This is a genomic window from Longimonas sp. (genome assembly GCF_046498435.1).
Lineage (GTDB): Bacteria > Bacteroidota > Rhodothermia > Rhodothermales > Salinibacteraceae > Longimonas.
The window spans coordinates 26,130-36,024 of record NZ_JAWOAR010000238.1 but is presented as its reverse complement, the minus strand read 5'-3'; the positions used below and the strand labels follow the sequence as shown (position 1 = coordinate 36,024).

Sequence of the window (9,895 nt, the reverse complement as noted above, 5' to 3'; positions counted from 1 at the left end):
TACGTGGCGCTCGATGATACCATCGACACGGGCGATGGCTGGGCGGTGTATTCAGGATACACCATGCGCGACATCAGTGCATACGGCTCCATTCCCTTTCGGGAGGTGCTGGCTAAGTCCAGTAACGTAGGTACGGCCGAGGTGGCAAACCGCATTGAGCCCGGCATTCTCTATCAGTATGCGCGCAACTTTGGCTTTACACAGCCCACCTGGATCGACCTACCGGGCGAGGCGACGGGCGTGGTGCGGCGGCCTTCGGCGTGGAGCCGGACGACCCGCACCTCCATGAGCATTGGGTACGAAGTGGCGGTCACGCCCATTCAGTTGCTGGCTGCGTACAGTGCCGTGGCCAATGGCGGGGTCTTGATGGCTCCCTACCTGGTGCATGAGCGGCGCAACTTCAAAGGGGAGACGCAGTGGACGGCCGAACCCGATACGGTGCGCCGCGCTATTGAGCGAGAAACGGCTGATCAGCTTACGGAGGCATTGCAAGAGGTGGTTGAAGACGGTACCGCCACCGGGGCACGTATCGAATCGCTGCCGGTAGCAGGCAAAACCGGCACTGCACTGGCTACGCAGGGAGGCGAGTACTCGCGCGATCAAAGCCGTGCCTCGTTTGTGGGCTCTTTTCCGGCGGACGACCCCGAAGTTGCGCTGATTGTTATTGTAGGGTCTCCTCGAAATGGCATGTACGGCGGCGATGTAGCGGCTCCGATCTTCAATCGTATTGCCCGCCGCTGGCTTACCACCCTGCCCGGCGTATCCGACCGCCTCATGCAAGCAGCGCGCGTGCCCGCCGATACTACCGAGGCGACCTCCGCACCCGCCGATGCAACGCCGCCCATTTCGACAGCAACCTTGGAAGACGACGATCCGACCACGCTTCCCGACTTTCGCGGCCTGACGACCCGGCATGCGTTGCACTGGCTGGATGCACGTGGCATCTCGGTTACGTTGCAAGGCACCGGCACCGTTGTACGCCAGTCGGTACCCCCTGGCACTGCGCTCCCCGATGCCCTGACCCTGACCAGTGAGTAACGATGACGCTTCCCTCCCCCAACGATGACGCCCTGCCGCCGTCTCGCACCCTCCGGTTTGCTACGCTGACCGAGCGTTTGCGCACCGCTGGTCTGCTGGAGACCGTGGTTGAAGGACGCGCGGTGGATTCTGAATCGCCGCACACGCTCGTGCAAGTGGCCGATGATAGCCGCCGTGTGCGCAAGGGGGCGTGCTTTGTTGCCGTGCCTGGCCATGCCACCGACGGCCATGCGTACATCGAGACGGCCATTGCCGCAGGCGCTACCACGGTTGTTGCTGAACGCCTGCCCGAAGATGCCCGCACTGCGCATCCCGATGTACGGTTTGTGCGTGTGTCCAACGCCCGCGCTGCGCTGGGTCATCTGGCCGCGGCGTACTACGGCGATCCTGCCCAGGCGCTTACGATGGTTGGCGTGACCGGCACCAATGGCAAAACGACTACGGCCTACTTGCTGCATCATGGGCTCAATGCGATCGGCGAAACTGCCGGACTCATTAGCACCATTGAGGTGCGTACAGGTACGCTATCGGTAAATGCGGAACTCACTACACCGGGCCCGCTCGACCTGCATCGCACGCTGCGGCGCATGCTCGATGACGGCTGTACCGCCTGCGCCATGGAGGTGTCCTCGCATGCGCTCGATCAAGACCGCATCACGCCCATTGCGTACGATGTGGGCATCTTCACCAACCTGAGCACGGATCACCTCGACTACCACGGCACGGTGGCGGCCTACCAGGCCGCTAAGAAGAAGCTCTTCGATGGCCTGCCGCCCTCGGCTACGGCGCTGTACAATTGTGATGACGACGCGGGCGCTGCAATGGTTGCCGATACCGTGGCCAGTGCGCGCTCCTATGGCACTGCATCGACCGCAGACATCCGTATGGAGCGCATTGTCGATGCGCTGGAGGGCCTCTCTATGCACCTGGAGGGCACCCGCGTCACCTTTCGGCTGACGGGGCGCTTCAACGCGTATAATCTGGCTGCGGCCTACAGCGCACTGCGTACGCTTGGGGCTGTGCCCCGTGCCGCGCGGAATGCACTCGAAGCCGCACCACCCGTCTCCGGACGTTTTGAGCGGGTGGATGTTGACGGCGGGCCTACGGTTGTCGTTGATTATGCACACACGCCGCATGCCCTCGAATCGATCTTGCAGGTTCTTCAACCCCTATGCCCAGACCACGGAACGCTGTGGTGCATTTTTGGATGCGGGGGCGACCGCGACACCGGCAAGCGTCGTCTGATGGGGTCCATTGCCGAGTCGATGGCCGACCGCGTCATTGTAACCAACGACAACCCGCGTACCGAAGACCCCCACGCCATCCTCAACGACATCCGGCGCGGTATGAGTCGTCCTGCCGATGCGCAGTGGATTCCCGACCGAGAGGCGGCCATCGAAGCGGCCGCTCGTCAGGCGCATCCGAACGATCTGGTGCTCATTGCTGGCAAAGGCCACGAAACGTACCAGATCATCGGCGATGAGCGCCGCGCGTTCGACGATCGCGCGGTTGCGCGCCGTCACTTTCGGGCGCATCATGCGCCGGCTTCCTCCAGCTAATCCCCCTATTTGCTTCCCCACCGCGCCAGCGCACGCTATAGCCTGGCCTTCAGTTGTTTGATGCATTCCCCTCTGCATGCTCTACGAACTCTTTGCCTTTTTGCAACGCACAATCGACCCGCCGGGCTTTCAAGTCTTCCAGTTTATCACTGTGCGGGCCTCCCTGGCCGCGCTTACTGCGCTGGTGATTGCGCTCTTTGCCGGGCGGCGCATCATTGAGTGGCTAAAGCGCCAGCAGCTCGGTGAACGCGTGCGCACCGGCACTGAATCGGGCACAGTCGACCACACGCATAAAGCCGGCACGCCCACCATGGGCGGACTCATTATCTTGCTCGCTCTTTTGGGCAGTGTACTGCTCTGGGGCGACCTGCGGCAGCCCTATGTGTGGCTGGCCATCAGCGCAACGGCGTGGATGGGCGCGGTGGGCTTTGCTGATGACTACATCAAAACCGTGCAGAAGCAGAAAGATGGCCTTTCCGCATGGACGAAAATCGCCGCCCAGGTGGGTATTGGGGGCATTGTGGGGGGCGTGCTTTATTTTACGCCGGCGTTTGCCGAGTACAACAGCCTGACCTATCTGCCCTTCCTGAAAGACCACGCCCTCGATTACTACTTCTTTCGCGATTGGATAGCCGGGCCCGACTTGGGGTGGCTGGTTTACCTTCCCGTGGTCATCTTTATCATGACCGCCGTGTCGAACGCCGTTAACCTAACCGATGGGCTTGACGGACTCGCCGCGGGGGTTACGGCGTTTGTTTCGTTGGGGCTCATGGCGCTGGTGTACGTATCAGGCAATGTAAATCTGGCCTCGTTTCTGAATGTGATGTATCTGCCCGGTACCGGCGAACTTACGGTGTTCTGTGCAGCCATGACCGCAGCCTGCTTCGGCTTTCTATGGTACAACGGATACCCCGCCTCCGTCTTTATGGGCGATACCGGTGCACTCGCGCTGGGAGCCGCCGTAGGAGCCATTACGCTCATGGTGCGCAAAGAACTGCTGCTTCCGCTGCTGGGGATCGTCTACTTTGCCGAGGCGCTGTCTGTTATCATTCAGACCAGCTACTTCAAGTACACGCGCCGCAAAACCGGTACCGGAAAGCGCATCTTTCGGATGGCCCCATTGCATCACCACTACGAAACCAAAGGCACCCACGAAGCCAAAATCGTGACCCGCTTCTGGATTATCACCGCGCTTACCGTCATTGCCGCCCTGCTTACGCTACGTATCCGATAAGTAGCCACTCATAAGCAGGAGCCGCCCCGTTCGCCATTTTCGTGCACGCGCCTTGCCACCATGCCTCCTTCACTTTCTAACCACGCTATTACCATTGTCGGTGGGGCCCGAAGCGGACAAGCGGCGTTGCGTTTGCTGGCGGATACCGGGGCCCGGCTTTTTCTAAGCGAACACGGCTCGGGGGATGCCGAACTGCGTGCGTTGCTCCAACAGCACGACGTAGCGCACGAACTGAGCGGCCACACCGAGCGTGCGCTCAACGCCGATCTGATGGTGCTCAGCCCGGGCGTGCCATCCAGCGCCCCCATTGTGCAGCAGGCCCAGGCCCGCGGGGTGCGTGTGGTTTCCGAAATCGAAATGGCTTCCTGGTTCTGCGATGCCCCCATTGTGGCCATTACCGGCACCAACGGGAAAACCACCACAACCGAATGGACCGGCCACGTGCTGCGTACCGCCTGGAGCGCGTCCCCCAACCGCTCAGTCGTTGTAGCTGGCAATGTTGGCGTGCCGTTTAGCGACCATGCTCGCTCGGTAGGGCCAAACGATGTCGTGGTGCTCGAAGTGTCCAGCTTCCAACTTGACCATGTGGATACGTTTCACCCACGGGTGAGCGCGCTCCTCAACATCACCCCGGACCACCTCGACCGCTACGGGGGGCGTGTAGAGGTGTACGCTGCCAGCAAAGCACGCATCATGGCTCAGCAAACCACCGGAGATACTATCGTGTACAACGCCGACAATGAGCGCGTTGTGCAACACGTAACACGCATCCATCCGCCGGAGTCTGACGATGGGCCTACGCTCTCGGCGTTCAGCCAAACGCATCCCCCTGAACAGGGCCTCTACGAAACCGAGGGCCAGCTTGTGATGCGTCATAACGGCACCGACACCCCGCTCATAACCACCGACGACGTGTCGCTGCGGGGGCGCCATAACCGCTACAACGCAATGGCGGCGGCGCTCATAGCCACAGCGCTCGACACTCCGGTCGAATCGATTCGCGCCGGGCTCCAGACGTTTGAGGGGGTGCCGCACCGACTCGAATCTGTGCGTATGCACCGAAACGTGCTCTACGTGAACGATTCGAAGGCAACCAACGTGGAAGCCGTGGGCTATGCGCTCGAAAGCTTTACGCGCCCCGTGGTGCTCATCGCAGGTGGGCGCGACAAGGGCAACGACTACACGCCGCTGAAACCGCTGGTGCAGCACGGCGTGCGTGCTGTGCTTGCACTGGGCGAAAGCGCCACCACCGTTGTGCGCGAACTGGGGCCGCACGCAGTCACATGTCAACGCGTCGGGTCGATGGAGGAAGCCGTACAGACCGCACAGCGACTGGCCCACCCCGGCGATGCAGTGCTGCTTAGCCCAGCTTGCTCTTCGTTCGACATGTATCGCAACTACGAAGAGCGGGGCAACGTTTTTCGCACAGCTGTACGTGCTCTATAAACCGGCGCTGTTGCGCATACGCGCCTCGCACTCAATTTCCTGGCCTTCCTACGCCATCTGGTTCCCGTGCTGAAATTCATAACAACCCTCCGCGACCGGTTTTACACGCTGCCTCCTGCCGACAAGTACGTGACGTGGATCGTACTGGTGCTTTCGGCTATCGGGGTGGTGGCAGTGTACAGCGCCATCACATTCTTTGCCGAGGTAAAGTCGGGTGGCAACACCGAACTGTTCCTGCTACGCCACGTGATGCGCGTGGGACTGGCACTGGCTGTCATGTTTGGCATGAGCCTCGTAGACTACCGCGTGCTGGCGCGCTACAGTCGCGTGGCGCTTGTCGGCGCGCTGGGATTGCTTTTGATTGTGAAGCTTACAGGGCTCGTAACTGAAGGACCGGCGCGCTGGCTGGAACTGGGTGGGGTCGGCTTTCAGCCCTCCGACCTGGCTCGCGTGGCGCTGCTGCTGTATGTAGGGGTGTTACTCACACAGAAACAGGAGTATATCAAAAGCTTTGGGCGGTCGTTCTTGCCTATCCTTGTGTGGGTGGGAGCAACAGTGCTTTTGGTTGGACTGGAAGACCTGTCGACCTCCGCGGTCATGGTGATGGGCGTCATCGCGATGTGCTTCGTGGCTCGTGTGAGTGCTGCCCAGATTGGACTGCTAACCATGCTCGGGTTGGTGATGGGCATTAGCCTGATTATCGCAGAGCCGCACCGCGCAGCGCGTGTTGAGTCGTTCTTGGGCACCGACATGTTCGATACGACCGAGGCTGAGCATGTGCTCGACCCCCGAGGCGAGGGCTATCAGGCCGAGCAGGCGCGCATTGCATTTGCCATGGGGGGCATTACCGGCGTAGGACCCGGAAAGAGTACACAGCGCGATTTCTTACCTACGCCCTACAATGACTTTATCTTTGCCATTATTGCCGAGGAGTATGGCTTAGTGGGGGCGCTTGCGCTGCTTGCTGCCTTCGGCCTACTTCTCTTCCGGGGGTTCTTGCGCATCGCCCGCGACGCCCCCGACCCTCTTGGCGCGTTCTTAGCAACCGGATTTACCACCCTAATCGTACTGTATGGATTCATCCATGCAGGGGTGTCGTGCGGGCTACTGCCCGTAACCGGTCTGCCGTTGCCTTTCGTGTCGTACGGCGGCACGTCGATGCTGGCCAATGGCGTGATGGTCGGCATCCTTCTCAATATCTCGCGACAGACGTACGCCAACGCTGCATGAACCCTCGCCCTCCTCACATTTTAATCGCTGGTGGCGGCACCGGCGGCCACGTATATCCGGCCATTGCCATTGCTGACGCCATTCGCGACGTGCATCCCGATGCGGTCGTGGTGTTTGCCGGCACGCGCGACCGTCTCGAAGCGCGTGCTGTGCCACAGGCCGGGTATGCGCTTCATCCCATTACTGTGAGCGGATTCCAGCGCGCCTGGACATGGGATAACCTTTCGTTTCCCGTCAAGCTGATCCGGGGACTGGTGCAGAGCTGGCGGCTTACGGGAGCCATTGATCCAGATGTGGTTGTGGGTACTGGCGGGTACGTGGCCGGTCCAGTCGGTATGGCAGCATGGCTGCGCGGAATTCCGCTGGTTATGCAGGAGCAGAATGCCTACGTCGGCGTAACGAACCGGCTGCTAAGTCCCCTTGCAGCATCGCGGCACGTGGCCTTTCCCGAAGCCCAGTCAGCTCTTCCGGATGAGGGAACGCACCTAAGCGGCAACCCCATCCGTCCTGCGCTGTTACAGGCGGATGCCGAGGCTGCCCGCACGCGCCACGCCCTTTCCGCAACCGACACTGTGCTGCTTGTGACGGGCGGATCGCTGGGCAGCGCTGCGCTCAATGAGGCACTGCGCACGCATTACCAGGCGCTGCTGGAAGCCTATCCGGATGTGCATATCTGGTGGCAGACGGGTACGCGCTACTACGAGGCGCTCGACCGCACCTTAACAGCTCACCCGCGGCTGCGCCTTATGGAGTACATCGACCGGATGGATGAAGCCTACGCTGTGGCCGACCTGGCGCTGTGCCGCGCAGGGGCACTTACGTGCAGCGAACTGCTGGCTACTGCCACGCCCGCTGTGCTCGTTCCCTCCCCCAACGTAGTCGAAGACCATCAGACCAAAAATGCGCGTAGTCTAAGCGAAGTTGGTGCAGCGGTGCTTTTGCCGGAAGATGAACTGACCACCGATCTTCGGGATACGCTGCATCCGCTCCTCAATGATGCTGCGCGCCGGGCTGCTATGGCGACGGCAGCGCACGATCATGCGAGGCCCGATGCCGCACGCACCATTGCCCGCGACGTGCTCCGCCTGGCCACCGCTCGTTCATAGATTGCTGTTGCATCCCCCCTACTTCATGAGTACAACCCGACGACGACAACCCGCATTGGGGCGCATTCGCCAGGTACACATGGTGGGTATTGGTGGCATTGGCATGAGCTCTATTGCCGAGGTGCTGCTGAACCGCGGCTACCGCGTTACCGGATCCGACCTGACCGAAAGCGATGTAACAGCGCATCTCGAATCGCTGGGGGCAACCATCTACAAAGGCCACGATGCCGGGCAGGTGGGCGAGGCCGACGTGGTGGTCTACTCCTCGGCCATTGACCCGACACAGAATCCAGAGACGAAAGCGGCTACCGAGCGCCGCATCTCGCTCATCCCCCGCGCCGAAATGCTGGGCGAGCTGATGCGTATGAAGTTCGGCGTGGGGATTGCCGGTACACATGGCAAAACGACCACCACCTCCATGGCGGGTCTGGTAACCACCGAGGGCGCCTTCGACCCAACTATCATCGTAGGAGGCAAAGTGGCCGTATTCGGATCTAACGCTGTAGCGGGCGAGGGCGATATTATCGTCATTGAGGCCGACGAGTACGATCGTACGTTCCTGCGGCTGACCCCGTCGCTTGCGGTTATTACCAGCATCGACGTCGATCATCTCGACATCTACGACGACCTTGACGACATCAAACAGGCGTTTGTGCAGTATGCCAATAGCGTACCGTTCTTCGGTGCAGCCATTGTGTGTCTCGATGACCCGAATGTACAGGCCATCGTGGGGCAGATTGAGCGACGCGTGATTACCTATGGCACCACGCGTCAGGCGCAGATTCGGGCTGAAGAGGTTGTGCACGAAGGGTTGGGAACCTCGTTTACGGTGATGCGCGGCTCTGAAACGTTAGGGCGCATTGCGCTCTCGGTACCGGGCATGTACAACGTTCGGAATGCGCTGGCTGCCGTAGCGGTGGGCGATGAACTCGACATCCCGTTCGAGCACATTCGCGACGGACTGGGGCGGTTTTCGGGCGTGCAGCGGCGCTTTGAGCAGGTGGGCAAGGTAGGAGACATCACCGTCATCGACGACTATGCACACCACCCCACGGCCCTGCGCGGCACGCTTGATGCTGCCAGCAACGGCTTTCCCAACCGTCGCCTGGTGGCTGTCTTTCAACCGCACCTATACTCGCGCACCCGCGATCTGCTCGACGACTTTGCGCGGGCCTTCTTTAACGCCGATGTGCTCGTTCTTACCGAGATCTATGGCGCACGCGAATCGCCTATTGACGGAGTGAGCGGCGGACGTCTGGCCGAACGGGCCCGTGCCTTTGGGCATCAGAACGTGCAATGGGTGCCGAACCTTTCGGCTCTTCCCGACCGGCTGCTCGACCTTGTACGTCCCCACGATGTGGTGCTCATGCTGGGCGCCGGCGATATTTGGCGGGCCAGTCGCACGTTCATTGAGCACCTGAACGACCGCTATGCCGACCCTGCCAATGCTGCTGACGCCTCATGAAGCTGTCCATTCGCCGTTTGCTGCACGGGGAGGCCCATCGGCCGGGGCGCATTGCTACTGCTGTAGTTGCTGCAGGACTCATAGTGCTGCTCGGGGCCCTGGGCTGGCGTTGGTTTGTTGGAGGCACGCTGGAATCCATCCACGTAACAGGAGCCACCGTGCTCTCGCCCGACTCGGTGCGTACGCTCACAGAACTGCAACGCGGTCAGCCGCTCCGTGAGGTAGACCCCGAGCGTACCGCCGATCGTCTTGTGCGCCATCCCTGGTTTGCCGAGAGCCAGGTGCGTGTGCAGCCGTTTCGCAATCAGATGCATGTGCACGTCGAAGAGCGCACGCCCCAAGGCCGTTGGGTAGCTCCCGACGGCACGCCCCGATTCTTTCTGGATGCAGATGGCCATGCCCTGCCCGCACGTACCGACACAACCTTTGACGTCCCGTTGGTGTACGACGACTCCGTTTCGTATCATGCAAATGAATCAGTTGTACGCCCAGCTACCCAGGAGGCCCTGCGCGCTTTGGCCCGTGCCGATACGGTTCGCAGCATGGTTTCCGGCCTTCGTACGGATCCCGACCACGCAGTGCGTCTGTACGTAAGCCATCCTGATGGATATACGATAACGGTGCAACTGGGCACCGCTGATTATCGCAACAAACTTGAACGCTTCCACGCGTTTCAATCGCATGTGCTTCCGCACGCAGATTCGGTTCGCACCATCGACCTGCGGTTTGACGGTCAAGTTATTACCCGGCCGTAGCACATTAAGGCGTTCTGGGGCAAACGCCTGCGCCGAGTGATCGCGCGGAGCACCCGTCTCTT

General features: G+C 61.0%; 8 protein-coding genes. All 8 read left to right on the top strand.

Annotation, left to right across the window (positions count from 1 at the left end):
- The coding region (locus tag R6U20_RS09165; protein WP_410337553.1) for a penicillin-binding transpeptidase domain-containing protein at window positions 1-1,038 on the top strand (1,038 nt) is incomplete at its 5' end.
- Between the two features lie 2 nt (window positions 1,039-1,040).
- A complete protein-coding gene (locus R6U20_RS09160; protein WP_410337552.1) occupies window positions 1,041-2,597 on the top strand; it encodes a UDP-N-acetylmuramoyl-L-alanyl-D-glutamate--2,6-diaminopimelate ligase in 1,557 nt (518 codons plus the stop codon).
- Between the two features lie 76 nt (window positions 2,598-2,673).
- Entirely contained in the window at window positions 2,674-3,831 is a 1,158-nt protein-coding gene (mraY, locus tag R6U20_RS09155; RefSeq protein ID WP_410337551.1) for a phospho-N-acetylmuramoyl-pentapeptide-transferase, read from the top strand.
- A 60-nt stretch (window positions 3,832-3,891) separates the two neighbouring features.
- Entirely contained in the window at window positions 3,892-5,277 is a 1,386-nt protein-coding gene (murD, locus tag R6U20_RS09150) for a UDP-N-acetylmuramoyl-L-alanine--D-glutamate ligase (protein WP_410337550.1), read from the top strand.
- A gap of 66 nt (window positions 5,278-5,343) precedes the next feature.
- A complete protein-coding gene (locus R6U20_RS09145; RefSeq protein WP_410337549.1) occupies window positions 5,344-6,507 on the top strand; it encodes an FtsW/RodA/SpoVE family cell cycle protein in 1,164 nt (387 codons plus the stop codon).
- Window positions 6,504-7,613 (top strand): undecaprenyldiphospho-muramoylpentapeptide beta-N-acetylglucosaminyltransferase, encoded by a 1,110-nt coding sequence (gene murG / locus R6U20_RS09140; RefSeq protein ID WP_410337548.1) that lies wholly within the window; start codon window positions 6,504-6,506, stop codon window positions 7,611-7,613. The genes R6U20_RS09145 and murG overlap by 4 nt, the downstream gene beginning before the upstream one ends.
- A gap of 25 nt (window positions 7,614-7,638) precedes the next feature.
- Window positions 7,639-9,078, top strand: coding sequence for a UDP-N-acetylmuramate--L-alanine ligase (gene murC, locus R6U20_RS09135; protein ID WP_410337547.1), 1,440 nt, complete (start codon window positions 7,639-7,641; stop codon window positions 9,076-9,078).
- A complete protein-coding gene (locus tag R6U20_RS09130) occupies window positions 9,075-9,833 on the top strand; it encodes a cell division protein FtsQ/DivIB (RefSeq protein ID WP_410337546.1) in 759 nt (252 codons plus the stop codon). Before murC ends, R6U20_RS09130 begins: the two co-directional genes overlap by 4 nt.
- Window positions 9,834-9,895: the final 62 nt, after the last annotated feature.

What these genes read in the sequence shown, in the direction of transcription:
- R6U20_RS09160 (WP_410337552.1), top strand. Translation starts at nt 1,041, where the DNA reads ATGACGCTTCCCTCCCCCAACGATGACGCCCTGCCGCCGTCTCGCACC.
- mraY (WP_410337551.1), top strand. Translation starts at nt 2,674, where the DNA reads ATGCTCTACGAACTCTTTGCCTTTTTGCAACGCACAATCGACCCGCCG.
- murD (WP_410337550.1), top strand. Translation starts at nt 3,892, where the DNA reads ATGCCTCCTTCACTTTCTAACCACGCTATTACCATTGTCGGTGGGGCC.
- murG (WP_410337548.1), top strand. Translation starts at nt 6,504, where the DNA reads ATGAACCCTCGCCCTCCTCACATTTTAATCGCTGGTGGCGGCACCGGC.
- murC (WP_410337547.1), top strand. Translation starts at nt 7,639, where the DNA reads ATGAGTACAACCCGACGACGACAACCCGCATTGGGGCGCATTCGCCAG.
- R6U20_RS09130 (WP_410337546.1), top strand. Translation starts at nt 9,075, where the DNA reads ATGAAGCTGTCCATTCGCCGTTTGCTGCACGGGGAGGCCCATCGGCCG.